Source organism: Laspinema sp. D2d (assembly GCF_025370755.1).
Classification (GTDB): Bacteria; Cyanobacteriota; Cyanobacteriia; order Cyanobacteriales; family Laspinemataceae; genus Laspinema.
This window is the reverse complement of the sequence record NZ_JAMXFC010000011.1, coordinates 1-21,903: the sequence shown is the minus strand read 5'-3', so window position 1 is coordinate 21,903 and position 21,903 is coordinate 1. Positions and strand designations below refer to the sequence as shown.

Below are 21,903 nucleotides of genomic sequence, written 5' to 3'. Positions count from 1 at the left end.
GCGATTCTCCTAAATAACAAGGGGACTTCCGATGACTCGCGCCCTTTTGGAAGAATTATTACCTTACCTTCGACAGAACCCAATCGCGAATTAATTCATTAACGCGATCGGGAATTTCATCATGAGGACAATGACCTGCTTGCAGAAAATATTCTGTAACCTGGGGATAATGTTGGCGAAACTTATGGCTGCGTTCCTGGATTTTCATCCAAGGATCTCCTTCTCCCCACAGGGTTAACAGCGGAGTTTTGAGTTGGGAGAGCAAAACATCTACTTTTTCCCCTGGGGGTGTTTTAAAAATCGAGGCGAATACTTCTGCTGCACCGCGATCGCAAGAAGGACGATAAATTTCTTCAACCAGTTGATCCGTGACTGCCGAAGGGTCGAGATAAACTTTCATCAAGGTCTTCCGAATCGTGGCACGGCGGCGGGTCCATTGGAACAATAAGAAACTGACCCAATTTTGGCGAAATGCTGATTTCAAGGCGGCATTCAGAGCTTTGCGATGCAATGGAGGTTCCGGCAGGGGTTCCGTTTCCGTAAAGGGACCCGCACTATTGAGCAAAACAACTCCGGCAACGGATTCAGGACATTGGACACCCACACATAATGCGGCATACCCTCCCAGAGAGTTGCCGACAACTACCGTGGGTTTGCCGATATGGGTTTGAATAAAATCCTGTAGCTGGTCCCGCCAGAGTTCGCCACTGTAAATACAATTGGGTTTAGCCGATCGCCCGAATCCCAACAAATCGATCGCCCAAACCTCAAACTCCTCTTGTAACCCAGCGATCGTTTTGCGCCAGTGATCCGTAGAGGCCCCAAAACCATGAATTAGCAGCAGGGGGGGTCTATCAGGATGGTGATCGCCTGCACGGACATAATAAATAGCGCGATCGCCCCATTGCCAGTATGCACCCGGTATTGGCTCAGTGTTGATTGACGAGGTTACCTGCATCACTTAATACGATTTTTAGTCATAAATACAAACAACTTCCTTCATTGTAAAGCGCGACTGCCTACACTGAAATTCTATCCCGCCCCGGCTCCTCCCAAGGTCAATCCTCCCAATTACTTTTCGGTCAAACCCTAGCCTCACCGCTTTTCATCTGCCTCCCCTAAACTCTTATTTCCCTCTTATCTCTCTTCTTTTACTGAGAATCTACCTTCACAATTTTTCCATCGGATTCGATAGATAGAGGAGTTTCGGGAAAATCGCTTTGGGTTAGGTTTTGCATTAACTTAACCGTGCGATTTTGGGAATCATAACTGGGAATTCCTTGACTATCTAAATGAATCGGAATAATTTGACCTTCTATAAAATTACCTTCTATATCAATTTTTGCTTCCAAAATTAAAGAATACCCCAGTTCCGCTACCGTAGACAAACTGCGATATCCCATGAAATTACCTAAAGAATAGGCAATTAATTTTCCCTGATAAACTTCTAATGCCCGAGGAACATGGGGACCATGACCTAAGACTAAATCCGCCCCGGCATCAATCATCTCCCGGGAAAATTCTACCAAATTCCCTCGGTTTTCACTAAAAAAGGTTTCCGTTCGGTTTTTAACATGGATAGCGCCGGTTCCTTCTGCACCCCCATGAAAGGAAATCACAACCAAGGTCGCCTTTTTCTGGGCTTCTGCAACCAGCGCTTTTGCTGCCTCTAAATCAAGAATAGAGTTGTGATAAGAGTAGGTACTAAACCCAATAAAGGCAATGGGAATATCATTTACGGTGGTATAAGCAATTTCTCCTTTCCGGCTGGTAGCAACCATTCCCGCAGCTTCAATATTTTTGATGGTGTCTTCAAACCCTTGTTCGGTAAAATCTAATGAATGATTATTTGCGACACTTAAAATATTAAAACCCGCCTCTTTTAATAGGCGGGTATAACTGGGGGGAGTGCGAAAGGCAAAAACATTAGGGCGACTAACATTTTTTCCAGAATAAGGATGGTCTGTTAACGTACTTTCAAAGTTACCAAAAACTAAATCAGCTCCTTGTAAATAAGGAGTGACTCCCTGAAAAAGTTTTTCAGGCTGGGGGTGAAGCTTATTGCTGGGGAAGTCCACTCCTGGAATAATATCTCCCACCGCTTTAATGGTAATAGGCTGGGTGGGAATAGAAGAATCAACCAGTTGAGAGAGTGCTTGGAAGTTGTTAAGAATATTGTCAACTTTTAAGGGTTCGAGGGAATCGGAAGGGGTGGCAAAGGAAGGAAATTCTGGGGGTTCAGGTAGTTTGACTGTAGCTAGGGTTTCAGATGCGCTCGATAAAAGAACAGCCGGATGGAATTTTTCACCGTTTCTGAAGAAGTCCCAACCTGTACCCAGGATCAGGCTCATGATTCCCAGGGTGGGTAATACAATTTTAAGGGTATGGCCGATCGCCCGGGATGTTTTGGAGGGGATTGTTTTTTGGGGTGGGGCGTTCTCTATTTCCGCGATCGCAGGTTGGGGAATAACGGGCTCACCGACAGCGCGATCGCTCTCTCGGTTGCTACTCTGCCTGGGACTCGGTGTCGATGTCTGTACAGGCGTTAGGGAAGGAGTCGCAGAGATTGGAGTTTGGTCTGTAGCAATGGGCAAGGATTCCGGAGTGGGGGCTGGTTTGGTAGCGGGTTTCTCGGGGACTGCCGAGGGAGAAGACAGAGGGCTAATGGTTGCATTGTCGAACTCAAAGGCTTCATCCCATGCCGGAACTTTTTGCCCAATTTGTCGGGCATAAACCCTTACGGAGTCAATGGAACGGACATTGAGACGAGTTAATCCATCCTGAATGTAGGCAATATAAGCTTCGCGATCGGGGATGCGATCGGCTTCTAAGAGGATATGCAGCCGATTGTCGTTGCGAACCACTTGGGCGGTCATATTTCTGATTCGTAATGCTTGATTCAGCAATAGGGCGATCGCCCCTGGATCTCCTTGTTTGGCTAAACTCACGATATTTTGCGCGTCCACAATCCGTCTCCTCACACCAATAAATAGAGTAAATCGAGTTGGTAAGGCTAGGGGTAGAAGTTAGACTGGGTACGCCCGCTCCTGGGATGGCAATTGAGCCGTTTAGAGTAGCCACTTCTTTATTCAAACCCCTAGAAGTATCGAATACTGTGCCAATAGTGATCTATTACAGGATCGGGGTCACGCTTCGCGGCGATTTTCAAGGTATTTTTGAAGAAGTCTGCTAAGAAATAGAGAAGCTATCTGCATGACCTCTAGTCTGAACTCTCCTCAAAATCGAAAGTCCCGTCGCGTATTAGTGACTGGCGGTGCTGGGTTTATTGGCGCTAACTTCGTTCATTACTGGTGTCGGCGCTATCCCGACGATCGCCTCGTGGTCCTTGATGCCCTCACCTATGCGGGTAATCCTCAAAATTTAGCCAGTCTCGAAGGTAGCGAGAACTATCGGTTTGTTCAGGGGAATATTTGCGATCGCCCCTTGGTGGAAAATCTGCTCAAAGAGGAGGCGATCGATACCATCGCCCACTTTGCCGCCGAATCCCATGTAGACCGATCTATTTTAGGTCCAGCAGCATTCATTCAAACCAACGTCGTTGGTAGTTTTACCCTATTAGAAGCCTTTCGCAACCACTGGCAAACTTTACCAGTTCCCAACTCCGGAGAACGGGGACCGATTTTCCTCCATGTGTCCACCGATGAAGTCTATGGAAGTCTAGGTCCCGAGGATCCGGGATTTACGGAGAGGACTCCCTACTCCCCCAATAGTCCTTATTCCGCGTCCAAAGCAGGAAGTGACCATTTAGCCCGTGCTTACTATCACACCTACGGTCTCCCAACGTTGATTACAAATTGTTCCAATAATTATGGCCCTTACCATTTCCCTGAAAAACTCATCCCCCTGATGTGCATTAATATGCTACTGGGTAAACCTTTACCTGTGTATGGGGATGGGCAAAATATTCGGGACTGGTTGTATGTGGAGGACCACTGCCGAGGGTTAGATGTGGTAATTCACCAAGGGACTCCAGGGGAAACTTACAATATTGGGGGGAATAACGAAGTCAAAAATATTGACTTGGTAAGGATGTTATGTCAGTTAATGGATGAGTTGGCTCCTGATTTGCCGGTAGGCCCTTGCGAGTCCTTAATGACCTTTGTCAAAGATAGACCCGGCCATGACCGCCGCTATGCGATCGATGCGACGAAAATTAAGACTCAGTTAGGGTGGACCCCTACAGTCACAGTGGAAGAGGGTCTACGGCAAACGGTCCAATGGTATTTGACTCATCAAGAGTGGTGGCGTCCTCTACTCTCTCCGGAGTACCAGGACTATTATCGCCAGGTTTATGCCAATTAAAAGGTCAGAAAGTTCAAATGACTGAGGCGATCGCCATCATCAGTGCCATCCTCTTGCAGCGTGTTTTACTCCCTAATGGCGATCAGACCCAATGTGTCAACCCCTCTAGGCCTTAAAACTTTGAATATTCGGGGAGTAAATCTCCGTAAAACTACGGAGATTTTACCCTATTTTTTTAGTTCACTCAGTAAACTCCGAAATGCCTGTTTTAAACCGGCGATCGAGATCACCAAGACTAGACCGCAGCGATCGCAGCTTTTATCCGCTTAAGGGAATATATTATTTAACAAGGGCAAGTCGCTCACACCCTAAATTTGGGGGGCCAGAAATTATTGTGAAGATTCCATAAACCCTCTAGCCTATCGCCAGAAATTAGGTCATTATAGAAAAATATATAGCAATCCCAATTCACTTTTGACAGAAAGTTAATGGTTCGGATAGTTATGAACCCACCCTTTTTGGGGAAACGGGAAACTACCCCATCTGGTTCAATCTCATTCGATTGCTATATAACCTTTAAGCTTCAATGATGCAAGACACAAACAAAGGAGTGCAACAAGTGAACAAAACACTAATTATCGGAATCACAGCAGCAACAGCAATCTTGGGAATTGCGGGTCCAGCGAGCGCCTTTACTTTTGGTACTAATGGGATCAGCTTTGAGAAGGAACAACAAGTCAAATTTAATTTTGTCCATTCTTACGGGGCTTACCAATCTACACTGAAAGTCTTTGAAGTTCTCAGTAATGGGTCCCTCCAAGCTGTAGAGAATGGAGTCCTATTTCAAGAAGTAAAAGCCTCTGATAATAAGAGTGCCAACAATTATCAGTCAACTCTGGGTAATGCCATGCAAATGGTAAATGATACCTTTACCTTCTTGGCAAATAAAGTCTACACCCTGGGACTGGTTAGTACATATAACGGAAAAACAGTGGGAAGTGCTTTCAGCTCTTCTGAGTTCAATGCTAATAATTCCCAGCGTGCTGTTTTTGGCTCACTGGGTGGAGACGAAGGCAAAGCGTTCACTACAGCCAGTTCCTTCCAATCAAGTAATCCCTTTAGTGGACCTGTAGCATTGGGCTTTGAAGACCGAAGAAGCGCCCAGGCCGATTTAGACTTTAATGATTTTGTAGTTACTGCAGAAGCTGTCCCGGAACCTCTAACTATGGGAGGTTTAGCATTGGGTGCTGCCGGTCTTGCTGCCGCTCGTCGCTCTCGTACACGTCGTAGCACTGACGCCCAGTAAATAAATCATCAAAGGGAGTTGCTATCTCCACATGGAGGTTAAATTGATTAGAATAAGGCAGTTGGCATTAATGCCAACTGCTTTTGCTTAACGCCGATCGCGATCGCTTATGACCAAATCTCTCAGTCGGGGCGATCTCCTCTTTCTGGAATCATCGGTAGCATTGCAGATCCATCCTATTAATAGTGTGTGGTGAATTCAATATGTCTTTTGTACAAGTGACACAAGAACCCAAATATTGGTTATTGGGAATCGCTGCTGGATTAATGATCATCAATCTCACTTTGATTTCGAGATATGCGCCAGCAGATTTCGTTGGGACCAGTCTGCTATTTTTAGGAGGGGCAGCATTTTTAATCTGGGAAAGATATAAATCATTTGAACTCCAAAGCAGTCTACCTTCCACCATTTTAGGGATCGGGATCATCTCTTTAGTCCTAATGAAAAGTGCCACTCTGAATACCTATGATATCTTCCTTCGTTTATCTCCATTTATGTCAGGTCTTGGCCTAGCCCTACTGGCTTCGGGAATTAAGGGTATTAAGCAATATTGGCAAGAGCTTTTTATTTTAGGCTTTATGTCAATTTCCACCGGCTTCTTATTGAAAATATTTAATATTTCTCCCCTAACCGCTAAATTTGCTGCTATGATCCTGTGGTATCTGGGATTTCCAGTAACTCATAAAGGAATATATGTAAGTTTACCTACCGGAAGCATTGAAGTTTACTCGGGCTGTTCTGGGTACAGTGCAATACTTCAGCTTTTAGGTTTATCCATACTATTCTTATTTATGTTCCCTACCACAGTAAAACAGAAAATTTATATACCATTTTTAGCAGGAATTCTAGGGTTTATTATTAACGGAATCCGGGTCGCCCTGATGGGCTTTTTAGTCGCTTACTCTGATAAAGATTCTTTTGAATACTGGCATTTTGGAGAAGGTTCGCTTATTTTTTCAATGATTGGAGTTTTACTATTGGGAGTATTTTGTTGGGTTTTCATCCTGCGACATGAATCGCCAAATACAACACAAAAATAGATTCCTGATTATGGCAATGCTTTACGGGGAAAAACTTAGGATTTTTTTGTTGGCGCTGATTCTCGGAGGCTTAGTATCAGTTTTAGGAAAAATACTACTCTATCCGACCTCAAGTAAATCAACTGTAACTCCCTTTAACTTCCCACAAAATATCCCTTTAACTGACTGGCAAACACTTCAGAGCGAGCCAATTCAACAAGATCAGGAGTCCAACATAGTAGCGGGTACTCTCTATCAATATCATAAAAATAATCTATACCTTGATATTGAGATGCGCTATCTCATCAAAACGAATGGCGACATCCAAAAAATGAGAGAGAAGCACCTTGATGCGGAGACCTCCCCTGGTAAACTAACGATACATCACCAAGAAGGAATAGGGTTCTACGGTCTTGCTGCAACAGCAGAGCGAGCCTACCTCAGTTCCTGTATCAACCCATACGGGGGCAGTACCGTCACTAACGAACAGTTTCGGAATAACCGTAATACTTATGATTTGCAACTTTCTCGTTTGGTCCCTTGGTTGCTGGGGCAACAAGAACTACGAGATTTTCGCTGCCTCTGGACTATTCTCTCTATGCCCTTAGAGGAGACTACGGCTGAGCAAGCCTATCCAGTCTTGGAAAATGCTTGGGTTTCTTGGTATGCTTGGTGGCAGCCGCGCTTTCCTAAGCCTTAATTTATTTTAACCCTCTTGTCAACAGGGATGCAAAATTTATGACTAAATCTGAAGGTTTCGATTTGACTCGTTCCGTTGATGAACTTTTGCGGTTTAGTGCCGATCAATTGCGCTCGATTGGTCGGCTTCGCCTGATTGGTTATGGCTTGTTAGTATTAGCTTTGTTTGATACGATCCAGCTTTTTATTGCCCCCAGTTTCATGAACCCGGCGTGGGAATTACAAACAATGGGAGGCTTAATTGAGCGAGTGCCTGTGCCCTTATTGGGTCTAGCACTTGTTTTTTTTGGGGAAGACTATAACCGCAATGGATTAGAAGATTTTCTTTTAAAATTTCTGTCTTGGTTAACCCTACTGCTTGCGGTGTTATCTCTATTATTGATTCCGTTAGGTGTTATCAATACGGGGCGGATTAATGCCAATACCACTAATCAAATTAACACCCAGGCTCAACAAGAGTTGTCTCTCTTACAACAAATCGAGGAGCAAGTCCAAACAGGAACCCCGGAACAACTACAAACTTTGGCCCTAGAACTGAATCGATTGGGTTTGCCGGTGGATGGACAAAATACGGAACAGCTTAAAGCAGATATTCTGACTAATATTCCGACGGCGAAGGAACGAGTGCAGGTTCAATCGCAACAACAGATCCAAAATCAGCGCCAGACTTTACTCAAAAATTCCGTGAAGTGGAATCTGGGGGCATTGGTTGCTAGTGTCCTATTTTTTATGATTTGGCGGGGAACGGGTTGGGCACGTTAAACCCGTAAATTAGGGAAAAGAGACTGGAGTCGTTTCCAGTCCCTCTCCCGATTTTTTCTATAAGCCCAACCCCGGAGGCGGCCAAGTTGTGACTACAAAAAAGATAACGACGGCTAGGGCGAGGATTCCTTGAATTAAATTCCCGAGGACGGAACTCACGACAACGGCAACCCCGGCTTTAATGGCAATGTTGAGGTCCCGTCGGTAGAGGTATTCTCCGATGATGGCTCCTAACAGAGGACCCAGAAGAATGCCGAGTAAAGGTCCGCCAATGGGTAGGGCGGGGAGTAGCCCTAAAAAGCCCAAGAGAAAGCCCACGATCGCCCCAATTTGTCCCCACTTACTGGCTCCGCCTCGTTTCGCCCCGAAATAGGTGGCGAGTAAGTCAATGCTAACACTCAGCACTAAAACGACGATCGCCACCCCTAATGCCCAACCGACGGTCCCAAAACCCTGGACGATCGCCCAGATGATAATCGATCCCAAAATTAAACTCGATCCCGGAACCCCCGGAACCACAGCGCCGATGACGCCCAAAATCATCACGGCAATCAGTACCCAATACAAAATTGTCATAAGCTCTTCAATGAATGCGGCTGCAAGGCTATTTTGAACGGTGATTCTTCAGTCATTTTTTAGTCACTCTCTAAATAATGACTCAAATTTTCGGCTATTTTCTGAGCAATCCCCTCAATCCACCGTTCATCTTGTTTCGTATAACTACGCGGAGCATTCGCCCCCAAAATCAGCACCCCGCGACTGCCCAACGGTTGACAAATCACCCCTTGGGTATTTTCCGGCAAATAGTCAAACTCAATCCTTCCGGGATATAACTTGAGCGCCACCAAATAAACCGGCTTCTGCTGGACGATCGCCCGTTGCACGATCGCCCCTGGTTTGACTTCCTTTTCCGGCCCTAAAATCCCCCGGCGCAGCAAAACTCGTCCGTCATACCACACCACCACCGATCGCGTTACCGTATTGGTCAGCAACATCAGGGACGCCCATGCCAGTTCCGTTTTGCTCCGTTCGGGCAAATCCGGGGTCAGTTCAAACCCCTCTTCCCCAATTAACTCCACCGATTCCGGCGCTTTGGGTTGAACCTGTTGCCAAAGTAACCCCGTTAAAATTAACAACGCACTTAAAATCACCCCCAAGACATCCGATCGCGCTTGGGAATCGGTAATTTCAACACTTAAAACCCGGTTGGCAAAAAAAAGCACCCCACCTAATCCACCAGCAACCAAGGGTAAGCGCCGTAATACTACATTTCCATCCGGTTTAGCCATAGTCAAAGAATCATCCCATCAGAGATGCGGAACAGCGCCAGGAAAATTCTTGAGAATTTAGAACTTAAAATTCTAAATCCTCAACTGCTTACGCCTCCTCTGCCTCAATAATGCGCTGGAACAGATATCCCGTTCCCCTCGCCGTCAAAATTAGCTCCGGATTGCTCGGATCATCCTCTAGCTTGGCGCGTAAACGAGAAATATGCACATCCACCACCCGAGTATCCACATGGCGCTCAGGGGTGTATCCCCACACCTCTTGCAAAATTTCCGATCGCGAAAACGGATCCCCTGACTTGCTCACCAACAGTTCCAACAAACTAAACTCCATCCCCGTGAGACGAATCCGCTCGTCTCCCTTATAAACCTGGCGCTTATTCGTGTCTATTCTGATATTCGCCACATGAATGACGCCCGAGCTGGGAATGCCAGAAGCACCCGTTTTCTCAACTCGCCGTAGTACCGAACGGATCCGGGCTTCAAGTTCCTTGGGTGAAAACGGCTTGACCACATAATCATCGGCTCCCAACTCCAATCCGGTGATGCGATCGGCCACATCTCCCAGGGCTGTTAGCATGATGATAGGGACATCAGATTCCTTTCTCAACTCTTGACAGACGCCATAGCCATCTAGCTTCGGCATCATCACGTCCAGTACCACTAGGTCTGGATTCTCCGTCCGAAAGGTTTCTAGTGCTTCTTCCCCGTCTGCCGCTGTGACCACATCGTAGCCAATCATGGAAAGCCGTGTTTCCAAAATTCGACGAATACTGGCTTCGTCATCAACTACGAGTATTTTTTCCTTATGGTTTTCCAAGATACTCAAGGCTCCTTAAGCGTCTTATCTAATCTTTAATTTTTAATACTGTACCATTTGGATTGTCTTGCTCTTAGCCAGCAGAGTAATCTGATGGCTCCCGGCTCATTCATCAAGCCTGTTTTTTGCCTCCACTCATTACTCAGGGTCAATATCAATAACGAATGCCTAAGCAGCGAACTCAATATATTTGTGACGAGTGCGGAGCCGAATTTCCCCAGTGGTTTGGCAAGTGTCCCGCCTGCGATACTTACGGGTCTCTCACCGAACAGGTAGTTCCCGCGACTTCTAGCAACCCTTCCCGGCCTAGCTTAAGTGGAAATTCCTGGATGCGGGAGGGCGGGGGAGATCAAAACAAATCTGAGGGACAGCCGCGATCGTCGTTTAAATTATCTCAGATTGCCGAACAGAGCATCGCTCGCTGTTCTTCGGGATATGGCGAGATGGATCGGGTCCTTGGAGGTGGCATTGTCCCGGGTTCTTTGGTCTTGATTGGGGGGGAGCCAGGAATTGGCAAATCCACCTTGCTGCTACAAGTGGCGAGTAATCTGGCCCTAGACCATCGGATTCTGTATGTTTCCGGGGAGGAGTCGGGACTGCAAGTCAAATTGCGTGCTCAGCGCTTAATCAGCGGTGTTGACAATGGAGTGCTGGAGGAGAATCCTCCTCAACTTCCTGCGATCGCCGATGAGATGGTAGATATAGAACAATTCAATAGCAACGAAGAAGAACTGCTTAGCCTCTCGGCTGCTCTCCCCCAAAATCCATTTGGACCTGACTTAGTACCCGAATCCTTACGGGAAAATGATAATCAACTGACAGAACGCCTAGAAGACACCGAGCCTTTAGAGGAAACCCAGGCGACTTTAGAAACGGCAACTGAGTCGGTAAAACCCGCTAAAACGGCTCAATCCAATGAAGAACCTCGATTTTATTTATTGCCGGAAACGGACCTAGAAGAAATACTGCGGGAACTGGAATCTCTGAAACCCTATTTAGCGGTAATTGACAGTATTCAGACGATTTATTTTCCCTCTCTGACTTCTGCACCGGGTTCTGTCGCTCAGGTTCGCGAATGTACCTCAGCGCTGATGCAGGTTGCCAAGCGCGAAAATATTACCTTATTTATTGTTGGCCACGTTACGAAAGAGGGAGGGATTGCCGGACCGAGGGTTTTGGAACATTTAGTGGATACGGTGCTGTTTTTTGAAGGCGATCGCTTTGCCAGTCACCGTCTCCTGCGTTCCATGAAAAATCGATTTGGGGCCACGCATGAAATCGGCGTCTTTGAAATGGTGGCGAATGGACTCAAAGAAGTGGCTAACCCGTCGGAGTTGTTTATCGGCAGTCGGGAGGAATTTTCTTCGGGTTCTTCGACCATTGTGGCTTGTGAAGGGACTCGACCGATTGTGGTGGAGTTGCAGGCATTAGTCAGTCCCGCCAGCTTTGGGTCCCCGCGTCGTGCCACTACCGGGATAGATAGCAATCGATTGGTGCAAATTTTGGCCGTTTTAGAAAAACGAGTGGGGGTCCCCCTGTCTAAGTTGGATACTTATGTTAGTTCCGTGGGAGGTTTGAATGTTAGTGAACCAGCGGCGGATTTAGGGGTAGCGATCGCCGTGGTGGCGTCTTTTCGCGATCGCATTGTCGATCCCCATACGGTGATTATTGGAGAAGTTGGCCTGGGGGGTCAAGTTCGTCCGGTGTCTCAATTAGAATTGCGCCTGCGAGAAGCAGCGAAATTAGGATTTAAACGGGCGATCGTTCCCCACGGCCAAAATCCTCCAGACTTAGGATTAGAAGTAATTTCTGTCTCTAAAGTGCTTGACGCTATCATTGAAGCTATTCCCGGTCCGGCGAACCAAGCCTTTGCAGACACTCCCAATTCGCCTGAATCTAGCACCCTCCTGCCGGGTGAGACCAACGTTGACAACTTTGTAAATGAGTTTGACGATGATTTTGATGATGACTTTGATTCAGAAAATCCCGTTTTTTAATCCAATCGGTGGCCCCGAATGGCTTCTGGATTAAAGACATTGATACCCCGATTGCTAACCCGGGTCAGAGAGACTGGCCGATCGCTACTTGTCCGATCTATTCTTTATCTCTAACCCTAGAGTTGCGATACCAAAACCTTAACTTCAATCCCATCGTTCATCTCATCCCTAACGCAGATGGGGCGATGACCTTTCCCGAATTCCTCCATAGGGGTAAATCGTTCGTTGAACGAAACCGTGAATGACTTGGATGGCAACACCTTGAGTAATAGCAACAAATCCGTGCTAGACGAACTAAGCGCCTTAATCTGGGGAACCTCCTTATTTGGAGGTAAAATTACTGGTGCTTTAAACTCTGGGATTTTAGGCCAGCTTTCCCTTGCTCAATTAAGTCATTTATTTATCATTTGGCGAAATGCTACCTTCTCTCCCCAAAATTCTCGGGTGCGGCTAGTATTTATCGAAGCGCTGATTAAGGGAATTATTGTAGCCCTCCACCCTGCCAAGTTTCAACCAACTGACTTGTTTTCTGATCCTACTCCCATCAAAGGCTCAGAGTATAGTCAAATTCAAGCCTGGTTAAAGCGGCGGGTAACTGCTTTACGACAAGAGGCATTTGGCACTTATGAAAGCAAATGTTGGCTTAAAAACATTACTCAGAGTCCAATGCTTTGTGGGACTGCCGAAGAAATCTCTAGTTTGGATATTCGGACACGGAGTCAGCAACTTCAGGACCTCAAAAACCAGATTGAGGCTGAACTTTATATTGATGCCTTACCGGAAAACATTAGAAATTGTTTTCGCTCCGAATGGTTGCCTTGTGTTAGCTTAATTTTGGCTGAAACTCTTCAGAGTAATCAAATACTTGTAGATTTCTTAGAGGATGAAACGGAAAATTTTGCAGTGTTTCAATGGGATGTAATTTCTACCGTTGAAGATATCAAAAAAGTTATTCATCAAACCCAAAAGCTATTAAATTACCCTCAAAATTATTTGAGTTTTATTCAAATTGTTGATTTTGATAGTGAAGCTCTCTATCAAGATTTAAAAAAATTAGATAATAAAGATTCGGATTTATCCAGTTTAATAGAAGATCTATCTAAGCCTAATAATCAAAGGATTTCGCTGATTGATCCTAAAGTAGAAAAAGTTTTAGAACTGTTAGAAAGTAGTCAAGAACTTGAGGACTCTCCCTCTAAACAAGAAAGATTAAAAGAAGATTTGACCAACCCCCCTAATTTTTCTCCAAACCGTTATAATTCTGAGCGAAAACGAGTACCCATAGCATCGGTGGTACTGACGGGACTCCCAGTTTCCCGAGGGGAATCAAGCCTGAATGTGATGCGTCCAATCTGGCGATGTATCAATACCCTGATCGGTCATTCGGATTCCGTGGTATCTGTCGCATTCGGTCAGCAAAATAGTGATCCCGAACGGCGATCGCCTTATTTGGTAGTCAGTGGTAGTTGGGATAAAAGCATTAATATTTGGCAATTAAAAAACTTAGAACAATCTCCGGGATTACCCGATAGCATCACGGATAATTCGGCTTCTATTTATTCCGTCGCAATTAGTCCCGATCGCCAGTTTTTAGCGACAGGTTGTGCGGATTCCACTGTTCGACTTTGGCATCTACCCACCAATCGGCGGCTACATATTTTAACGGGTCATTCTGTCCCTATTTATTCCGTTGTCTTTAGTCCTAATGGAGAAATTTTAGCCTCGGGTAGCGGAGACCAAACTATCAAGCTTTGGCAAGTTTCTACCGGAGAATTACTAGGCACTCTCATCGGACATTCTAGCTTTGTTTATTCAGTCACCTTTAGTCCTGATGGTCAGCTTTTAGTAAGTGGAAGTACCGACAAAACCATTAAAATTTGGCAGGTAAAAACTCAACAATTGGTCCGGACCTTGATTGGGAATTCCCCAGTGACTTCCGTTGCTTTAAGTCCCAACAGTCATGTTTTAGCAAGTGCCAGTCGCGATGAAACCATTAAACTCTGGCAAATCCAGAGAAGCCCTTCGGAAGGAGGCACTAGAGCAGCCCCTACCCGGACCTTGCGGGGTCATACCGCCGAAGTGCTGTGCGTCGCTATTAGCCCGCGATCGCCCGTATTAGCCAGTGGATCTCATGATAAAACCATCAAACTTTGGCATTTGGAAACTGGCGAATTGATTGGCACTCTCACTGGACATTTTGATTCCGTAAATGCCGTGGCGTTCAGTTCGGATGGTAATTTTCTTGCCAGTGGATCTCATGATAAAACCGTAAAAATTTGGCGACCATTTTATTAATTATTCGCCCTTAATAAAGTCTAAATAAGCGTGAGTTAACTCTTGAACGGCTAAATCATAGAATTGCTTCCCTTGTTCAGGCGTTGCCAACGCCGGATTAGAACCCATTCTGCCATCTGGATATTTGCGGCGAAAATCTACCGCACCATAAATCGGATAACCGGAAGCAACTTCTTTAGATAAAGGAGCTTGTTTAATTGATTCAGGATAAACATACTGGGTAAGCGCAACTTCGCTGGGAGTGGCATGAGAACCTTCTTCATTCCCATATAGCACTTTGGCGAGTTTATAAACCGAACTGCAAGTAAACCAATTAGCAATTTGGCACTGGATAGAGTCGCTATTGGGGAGGTTTAAACCCCCGATAGTATGATAGCTTTCGGAAAATGCAGCTTTGAGCGTGGCAATATTTCCGCCATGACCATTAATAAAGAAAAATTTGGTAAATCCGGCCTGAGCTAAACTGGTCAGATAGTCCTGAATTACCAGAATTAAGGTACTGGGACGGAGGCTGATTGTACCCGGAAAAGCAGCATGGTGCAACGCCATTCCCACATTAATGGTGGGACCTACGACAGCTTGGGTTGCTTCCCCAACCCCTCGGGCGATCGCCTCAGCACAAATTGCATCAGTACCAATTAGTCCCGTAGGGCCATGTTGTTCCGTCGAACCAATCGGTAGAATGATTCCACTGTGATCCTTGAGATACGCTTCGACTTCAGGCCAGGTACTTAAGTGCAATAACATGAGGGTGCTGGGTAAAGTGATCAAAGTGCCAGTTAAATGAAGTCCCGGAATTTAAACCAGAATTCCTAACAAGCCTGGATATTTTACCATTTTTAGGGCTAAATAGCGCGAGGAAAAATGGCGATCGCTCCCTTAACCTTCAATCCGTAAAATTAGATACCTTAACCGAAACAAATTTCATGGCCGTTTTGTTGTAACAATGGAAATGATATTAATCACAACACTCATTAATCATGTTTTCTGTGGAAGCAACCAAAACCCTTCCTAGGGCAGAATTCAGCAAAAATCATCGGATCTTAGTTGTAGAAGATGAAGACCTGATTCGGGAAATGCTGGTTTTAGCCTTAGAGGAGGAAGGTTACGAAGTCAGCATTGCCGCAGATGGGCAGAGCGCCCTCAACAGTTTGTATCGAGCCGAACCTGTCTCAACGGATTTTCCCTTTGACTTAATTGTTTTAGATATTATGCTCCCCCAGGTCAACGGACTGGATTTGTGTCGCCTCCTCCGTCAACAAGGGAACCCGGTACCGATTTTGATTTTGAGTGCCAAAGGGAGCGAAACCGATCGCGTATTAGGTTTAGAAGTAGGGGCCGATGACTACCTGACCAAACCCTTTAGCATGAGGGAGTTTATTGCGCGATGTCGAGCTTTGTTCCGTCGTCAACGCCTGAATGGGTCAATAGATCCGCAAGTCTTGCGATTTGGAGAGATTACGTTATATCCCCAGGAATGTCGGGTGATGGTTTCCACAGAAGAGGTGAACTTATCTCCGAAAGAATTTCGCCTGATTGAGCTGTTTATGAGCTATCCCCGGCGGGTGTGGTCCCGAGATCAGTTGCTCGATCGCGTTTGGGGTCCGGATTTTGTGGGAGATAGCAAAACCGTTGATGTTCATATCCGGTGGTTGCGAGAAAAATTAGAGCGGGATCCGTCCCAACCGGAGTACATCATTACGGTTCGGGGATTTGGCTATCGGTTAGGCTAAAACCGGCGATCGGTTCATCGGTTAAACGGCGTCCTCGGTTTACCTCTGGCGACCATCCCGCAATTGCTTATATCATGAGACCAAGAGCGATCGCGCCGCCTTCATGAGAGTGAGAAAATCCTTACAGCTCAACCTGATGGCGCTGTGGGGTCACAGCTAAACCCTGGGTGGGATCAATCACTTTCCAAAAAGCGATCTATATCGAGGAAGCGAAATGGCTATAGTCGCATTTTTCCTGGGCCTAGCTGTGGGAATTGGATTTTGGCTGTGCCAACAATTTTGGATGCGCCAGCAGTTACAACATTGGTTGGGGGGGTTGCCGATCGATTCTTTTGGCTTATATATGCCAATGATGTCTCGATTGCGTAGAGCGATCGCATGGATGAAACAAGAGCGACAACAGCTAGAAGCCCAGGTAGAAGAAGGACGGCAATTATTACAAGTTGCTCCCGTGGGGTATCTCCAAGTTGACGAAGAAAACCAATTAGTCTGGTGCAATTCCCAAGCGCAGGAGATCCTCCAGATTCAGAAGTGGGAACCGAGTTCCCCGCGTTTATTACTGAAGTTTGTGCGGTCCTATGAATTGGATCAGCTTATTGACAATACTCGACAACAGCAAAAAGCCCAGGTGCGGGAGTGGGTGTTTCATCCGGCTTGTCAAAATGGGTCAGAAATGGGCAAAACGCGATCGCTCACCTTACGAGGGTGTAGTTGGCCCCTAGGTGAGGGACAAGTCGGGGTATTTTTAGAAAATCGCCAACCCTTAGTCACCCTGGCGCAAAATCGCGATCGCTGGATGAACGATTTAGCCCACGAACTAAAAACCCCCCTCACCAGTATTAGCTTAGTGGCTGAAGCCTTACAAGGCCGGTTAGAGCCCCCCTGGAGTCAGCGAGTTGAGCGGTTATCGGGAGAAACGAATCGGCTGATTAAACTCGTACAGGACTGGCTCGAACTAACTCATTTGGAAGTTGATCCAGGGGATAAACTTGTCCTCAAATCTGTGGATCTCTGTGCCTTGATTCAGTCCGTCTGGCAAACCTTAGAACCGTTAGCCCGTCCGAAACAAATCAATTTTGAGTATTCGGGACCTGAACAGGTATTCATTGAAGCAGATGAGTCAAAACTCTATCGTGTCTTTTTGAATATCTTGGATAATAGTATTCGGTACAGTTCACCCCAGGGCAAAATTCAAGCCCTAATCGCGACTGAAATTTTGGGTGAGCGTAGTAGCCCTCATAGCCAGCTAACCTGGGAACGAGAAATCGTCCAAATTGATATGATCGATTCAGGATCGGGCTTTAGTCCGTCGGATATCCCTTATATCTTTGAGCGCCTCTACCGAGGAGACCCAGCGCGCGCTAGACAGTCCCTTGACCCCAATCAAAGCCAGGGTAAAGCCTATTCTACCAGTCCAGGATCGGGACTCGGCTTGGCGATCGCTGAACAAATCGTCATAGCCCACGGGGGAACCATTAAAGCCAACAACCATCCTGACACCGGCGGAGCTTGGTTGCAACTGCGACTACCCGGCGATCGGGCTGTTCTCCATCCCCATCCCTAAAATTCTATCTCATCCACTGCCATCCTTTTAAACGTATCCCCTAATACCGTTTTTAAAACCCGTTTTGTCAAATTATTAACCCGTTGTAGCGTTATGTTTAGAACGAATGGCTAGTCAAGCCGAACTCCTTGCTTCGTCCTATAGTAAAAATTTTAGATTGACTCATTTTAGGCGGAAAGTAAAACGCTTAGAGCGGGATATCTTGCGGATGGGTGCCTTAGTGGAAAATTCTTTTCGTCTAAGTCATCAAGCCTTATTTGCCCGAGATTTGTCCGCTGCCGAAGCGATTCCCTTACTCGACAAACAAATTGATCGCTTTTATCGGCAAATCGAATCCGAATGCGTCATGCTCATGACCTTGCAAGCCCCAGCCGCAATGGATTCCCGGTTACTCGGGGCCTTTATGCAGCTCGTGCGAGACCTAGAGCGCATTGGTGACTATGCTCAGGATATCTCCGAAATTGCCGTTAAACTCTTTCCTTATCCCCCTCATCCCTGCATGGCGGAAATTGAGGAAATGTCCCACCAAGCCAGAGCAATGCTGGCAACCAGTCTCGTGGCTTTGGCTGATCTCGATGCCGAAGTAGGCCAACGAATGAAACAACTGGATTCGATTGTAGATGATGCCTACCATAACCTTTATCACATCCTCGCCAATCAGCGTGATATTAAAGGGGTGGTTGAACCGCTGTTATTAATGGCGTTACTGATTCGCCACCTCGAACGGATGGCTGATCATGCTACCAATATTGGACAGCGAGTCTCTTATATCGTTACAGGTCATCGATAATGAATATTAAACGGCGCGAATTCTTGCTGTTCTTCAGCGGATTTGCCGGTACCCTCGCCCTGAGTTCCCTGCAATCTTGCAATTTACCAGGATTAAAGTCCTCCTCTAAATCTCAAGGTTTTAATTTTAAACCCGTAAAAGGGCCACTGCCAGTTCCCACCGATGGGATTGTACCTGCTCAACAAATAGCCGAGTACAGCAGCTATGAAGTCCTTGACGATCTAGTTCTTCCTGAAGGGTTTACTTACGATGCGATCGCCCAATGGGGAGACCCTGTGGGCGATTCTCGTTTTGGCTACAACAATGATTATCTTTCTTTCATTGAAACCGCACCAGATCAAGGCTATCTCGCTATTAATTTTGAATATGTAAGTCCAGAAATTTGGATGCAGACCTATCCCTTAGTTATTCAAAAACCCTTACCCTTAGAAGAGGTTAAGACTGGAATATCTAAGGCTTCCAAGGGAGAATCAGCCACCCTGATTAATGCCTTTGCGTTGGCTGATAACAATCCGCTAAAAGCCCAAATTCAGCAAATTTGCGAAGAAGCCTTAATTGATCAAGGACTCGGGGTGATTTCTCTACGACGCACCCCGGAAGGCCAATGGGAAAGAACTAATTCCCCCGCAGATCGTCGAATTTCCGGCATTTCTGGGTTAAAAAATGGCCGGTATTTAAAAGCAACAGGTCCTGGGGTGAAGATTTTTCAAAAACAGCAGATGCAAGGGTACCGGGATGAATTGGGCGATCGCATCATTGGTACCTTTGGCAATTGTGCCGGTGGGACGACCCCCTGGGGAACGGTATTGAGTGCGGAGGAAAATTTTCAATCCCAGGTGCCAGAACCCGTCTATGCCGATGGGACATCTTTTGACCCAGGGGAGTTACCGTTTGATTTGGCTGCTAATAACCTGGACGGACAAGGCAATGTATTTGGGTTAGCAGGGAATAAATATGGATGGATTGTAGAAATTGACCCCACCGACCCCAACGATTATGGGACCAAACACACTTGGTTGGGCCGCTATCGCCATGAAGCGGTAGGCGTGCGGGTGGCATCGGGAAAACCCCTAGCGTTTTATTCAGGATGCGATCGCCAGGGGGGTCACCTTTATAAGTTTGTCAGTCAAGGGGTTGTCACCAATCCTACAGATAAAGCTAACTCCAAATTATTGACCGACGGTCAACTGTATGGAGCGAAATTCAACTCCGATGGGACTGGAACTTGGATTCCTCTGATTCCGGAAACAGCGATCGACCCCCAGCTTCCCAGTCAGCTAGTAGGGAATCTCATTTCTTTACCCAAACGAGAACTACCAACCTCCAGACAGGGGAACCAACGCCAAGGGGGTTATTTCATTAGCGATCGCGACGAAGAGATCCAGTCCTTTAAACAGCAGTTTAAAACCCTCGGGGACCTGTATATAGGCAATCCCGAAGAAAAACAAGGAGCCATTTTAATTGATGCTCACTATGCGGCGAATGCTGCTGGCGTCACCTGCACCGCTCGTCCTGAAGATACCATCATTGCTCCCGATGGTTCTCTTTATATCGCCTTTACTGCTGGAGGGTCTGCACCGGAAGGTGGTCCCGATAACCGAATTTTTACAGGACCCAAAGGCGAGACTCCTTATCCCTTTGGGTGGATTTTCCGCCTCAAGGAAGACGGTAACGAGCCCGCTTCCCTCTCCTTTACATGGGAAAAATTGGCTCTAGGGGGCGAACCCACACAGGGGGGAATAGGATTCTCTAACCCCGATAATTTATTAGTAGATTCCGGAAGTAATCTTTGGATAGTAACGGATATGAGTACCGGCGGACTCAACGGTGCGGTTCCCACTCGGGTGGATGATTCGGGACAGGCGATCGGCCTTGCCAAGCAAATCGGCATCTTTGGCAATAATTCGATTTGGTTCATTCCTACAACGGGACCCAATCTTGGAAACGCCTATTTATTCGGATTGGGACCAATGGAGTGTGAAACAACCGGCCCATTTTTAACCCAGGATGAACGTACTCTATTTTTAGCCGTCCAACATCCCGGTGAAGCGAATGGAATCCGGATGAATGGCGCAGTAGAAACTCGGCAGTTCGCCATGATCACAACAGAGGGAGAGGAATTTATCCAAACTCGTCAGGTCCCCGTCGGTTCAAACTGGCCCACAAAACAACCGAATGACCCGCCCATACCCGCAGTTGTTGCCATTCGTCGTCTGGATTCCCAGCCGATTCCTCCAGGGATGACTTCTATATAGATAGATCGTTGGTATATGGAGGGACGAATTGCAGTCCCCTATATTGGAAAACAGGCGCTTGAAGCGCCTGTTTTTGGTTTACCCTCTAATTTTCATACTCAAGTCCAACCAGGGCGATCGGGTAATCGGGGCACTGGTTGAGATGTAGTCCACTCCCGTTTCTCCAACTAAGCGGATGGTTTCTAAGGTGATGTTGCCAGAGGCTTCAATGGAAATCCGGTCGTTATGCTGACGAATCAAGGGGACCGCTTCCCTCATCTGCTCAACACTCATGTTGTCCAACATAATAATATCGGCTCCATGTTCCAGGGCCTCTTCCACATCCTGTAAGGTTTCAGTTTCCACTTCTATGGTTAAGGGATAGGGAATTTGAGAACGGACTCGGGCGATCGCTGCTCCAATTCCTCCTGCCGCCACAATATGGTTGTCCTTAATCATTACCGCATCATCCAATCCCATGCGGTGGTTTCTAGCGCCCCCCACTTGAGTGGCATATTTTTCTAAAAGTCTCAGTCCCGGGGTGGTTTTGCGGGTATCCACCAGTTGCACCGGCAAATCGGCAATTTTTTCCACATATTTCCGAGTCAGGGTAGCAATACCGCTCAGACGCATCACCAGATTCAGAGCAACTCGTTCTCCTGTCAAAAGGGCATTCACAGGGCCGGTGATTTGAGCGACCACCTGTCCGGGTTGGCAATACTCCCCTTCTGCGATCGTGGGAGTGAACTCCACCGCCAAATCTAACAGACTAAAGACGCGACGGGCGAACGGTAATCCCGCCAATGCACCCGGTTCTTTGACAATCCATTCCGCCTTTCCTGGGGGAACTCCATCTATATAGATAGCGCTCGTAGTGCGATCGCCCCGACCAATATCCTCTAATAACCATCCCTGGAATAGAGGGTCCAAGACAATCCAAGGGGGCAACGCAGCTTGAGAATTTACTGCGATCGCCCCCTTATCGTTTCCTGTATGAGGAAATACCAAATTTTTTGTCACCTGAAACTCCTTCCCTGCATGGCTTCCAGACTTTTTTTCCAAAAAGTCAAAAAAAATCCTCAAAAACGCTTGACAAACCCCGGTGGGTTAGTTAAAGTAGTAAAGCGCGGTGAGG

General features: G+C 46.6%; 18 protein-coding genes. 11 read left to right on the top strand and 7 right to left on the bottom strand.

All coding sequences use genetic code 11. The features are described from left to right. Nucleotides 1-58 precede the first annotated feature (58 nt). Nucleotides 59-958: an alpha/beta fold hydrolase gene (locus NG796_RS09795; protein ID WP_261206479.1), complete on the bottom strand. Its 900-nt coding sequence runs from the start codon at nt 956-958 to the stop codon at nt 59-61. Between the two features lie 193 nt (nt 959-1,151). Further along, nucleotides 1,152-2,966 (bottom strand): CapA family protein, encoded by a 1,815-nt coding sequence (locus tag NG796_RS09790; protein ID WP_261206306.1) that lies wholly within the window; start codon nt 2,964-2,966, stop codon nt 1,152-1,154. 247 nt (nt 2,967-3,213) lie between these two features. Between NG796_RS09790 and rfbB the strand changes: the two genes are divergently transcribed. The 5 genes from rfbB to NG796_RS09765 all read left to right on the top strand — a co-directional run bounded on the left by rfbB (nt 3,214) and on the right by NG796_RS09765 (nt 8,049). Then, the gene (gene rfbB / locus NG796_RS09785; RefSeq protein WP_261206304.1) at nt 3,214-4,323 is read left to right on the top strand and encodes a dTDP-glucose 4,6-dehydratase; all 1,110 of its coding nucleotides are present in this window, start codon (nt 3,214-3,216) and stop codon (nt 4,321-4,323) included. A gap of 559 nt (nt 4,324-4,882) precedes the next feature. Further along, nucleotides 4,883-5,569, top strand: a complete 687-nt coding sequence (locus NG796_RS09780; protein ID WP_261206302.1) for a PEP-CTERM sorting domain-containing protein — start codon at nt 4,883-4,885, stop codon at nt 5,567-5,569. 203 nt (nt 5,570-5,772) lie between these two features. Then, nucleotides 5,773-6,609: a cyanoexosortase A gene (gene crtA / locus NG796_RS09775; protein WP_261206300.1), complete on the top strand. Its 837-nt coding sequence runs from the start codon at nt 5,773-5,775 to the stop codon at nt 6,607-6,609. Between the two features lie 10 nt (nt 6,610-6,619). After that, a complete protein-coding gene (locus tag NG796_RS09770; RefSeq protein WP_261206298.1) occupies nt 6,620-7,288 on the top strand; it encodes a cyanoexosortase A system-associated protein in 669 nt (222 codons plus the stop codon). Nucleotides 7,289-7,326: 38 nt separating this feature from the next. Then, nucleotides 7,327-8,049 carry an HpsJ family protein gene (locus NG796_RS09765; protein ID WP_261206296.1) on the top strand — a complete coding sequence of 241 codons (723 nt, stop codon included), beginning with the start codon at nt 7,327-7,329 and terminating at the stop codon, nt 8,047-8,049. Nucleotides 8,050-8,106: 57 nt separating this feature from the next. Here the strand turns inward: NG796_RS09765 and NG796_RS09760 are convergent, their stop codons facing one another. The 3 genes from NG796_RS09760 to rpaB all read right to left on the bottom strand — a co-directional run bounded on the left by NG796_RS09760 (nt 8,107) and on the right by rpaB (nt 10,155). Further along, a complete protein-coding gene (locus NG796_RS09760; RefSeq protein WP_261206295.1) occupies nt 8,107-8,625 on the bottom strand; it encodes a DUF456 domain-containing protein in 519 nt (172 codons plus the stop codon). Between the two features lie 59 nt (nt 8,626-8,684). Beyond that, nucleotides 8,685-9,338: a cofactor assembly of complex C subunit B gene (locus NG796_RS09755; protein ID WP_261206293.1), complete on the bottom strand. Its 654-nt coding sequence runs from the start codon at nt 9,336-9,338 to the stop codon at nt 8,685-8,687. 88 nt (nt 9,339-9,426) lie between these two features. Next, nucleotides 9,427-10,155: a response regulator transcription factor RpaB gene (rpaB, locus tag NG796_RS09750; RefSeq protein WP_254565506.1), complete on the bottom strand. Its 729-nt coding sequence runs from the start codon at nt 10,153-10,155 to the stop codon at nt 9,427-9,429. Between the two features lie 164 nt (nt 10,156-10,319). On the opposite strand from rpaB, the gene radA reads away from it, so the two are divergent. Both radA and NG796_RS09740 read left to right on the top strand, forming a co-directional pair. Next, nucleotides 10,320-12,152 (top strand): DNA repair protein RadA, encoded by a 1,833-nt coding sequence (gene radA / locus NG796_RS09745; protein ID WP_261206291.1) that lies wholly within the window; start codon nt 10,320-10,322, stop codon nt 12,150-12,152. A gap of 225 nt (nt 12,153-12,377) precedes the next feature. After that, nucleotides 12,378-14,447: a WD40 repeat domain-containing protein gene (locus tag NG796_RS09740; protein WP_261206289.1), complete on the top strand. Its 2,070-nt coding sequence runs from the start codon at nt 12,378-12,380 to the stop codon at nt 14,445-14,447. Here the strand turns inward: NG796_RS09740 and NG796_RS09735 are convergent, their stop codons facing one another. After that, entirely contained in the window at nt 14,448-15,194 is a 747-nt protein-coding gene (locus NG796_RS09735; RefSeq protein WP_261206288.1) for a creatininase family protein, read from the bottom strand. Between the two features lie 233 nt (nt 15,195-15,427). Between NG796_RS09735 and NG796_RS09730 the strand changes: the two genes are divergently transcribed. The 4 genes from NG796_RS09730 to NG796_RS09715 all read left to right on the top strand — a co-directional run bounded on the left by NG796_RS09730 (nt 15,428) and on the right by NG796_RS09715 (nt 20,789). Then, nucleotides 15,428-16,180, top strand: a complete 753-nt coding sequence (locus tag NG796_RS09730; protein ID WP_261206287.1) for a winged helix-turn-helix domain-containing protein — start codon at nt 15,428-15,430, stop codon at nt 16,178-16,180. A gap of 214 nt (nt 16,181-16,394) precedes the next feature. After that, entirely contained in the window at nt 16,395-17,744 is a 1,350-nt protein-coding gene (locus NG796_RS09725) for a PAS domain-containing sensor histidine kinase (protein ID WP_261206285.1), read from the top strand. A gap of 106 nt (nt 17,745-17,850) precedes the next feature. Further along, nucleotides 17,851-18,534 carry a phosphate signaling complex protein PhoU gene (gene phoU, locus NG796_RS09720; RefSeq protein ID WP_261206284.1) on the top strand — a complete coding sequence of 228 codons (684 nt, stop codon included), beginning with the start codon at nt 17,851-17,853 and terminating at the stop codon, nt 18,532-18,534. Continuing rightward, complete coding sequence (locus tag NG796_RS09715) at nt 18,534-20,789, top strand: PhoX family protein (RefSeq protein ID WP_261206281.1); 2,256 nt, start codon at nt 18,534-18,536, stop codon at nt 20,787-20,789. The genes phoU and NG796_RS09715 overlap by 1 nt, the downstream gene beginning before the upstream one ends. Nucleotides 20,790-20,867: 78 nt before the next feature. On the opposite strand, the gene nadC is transcribed toward NG796_RS09715, so the two are convergent. Then, entirely contained in the window at nt 20,868-21,740 is an 873-nt protein-coding gene (gene nadC, locus NG796_RS09710; RefSeq protein ID WP_261206478.1) for a carboxylating nicotinate-nucleotide diphosphorylase, read from the bottom strand. Nucleotides 21,741-21,903 lie beyond the last annotated feature (163 nt).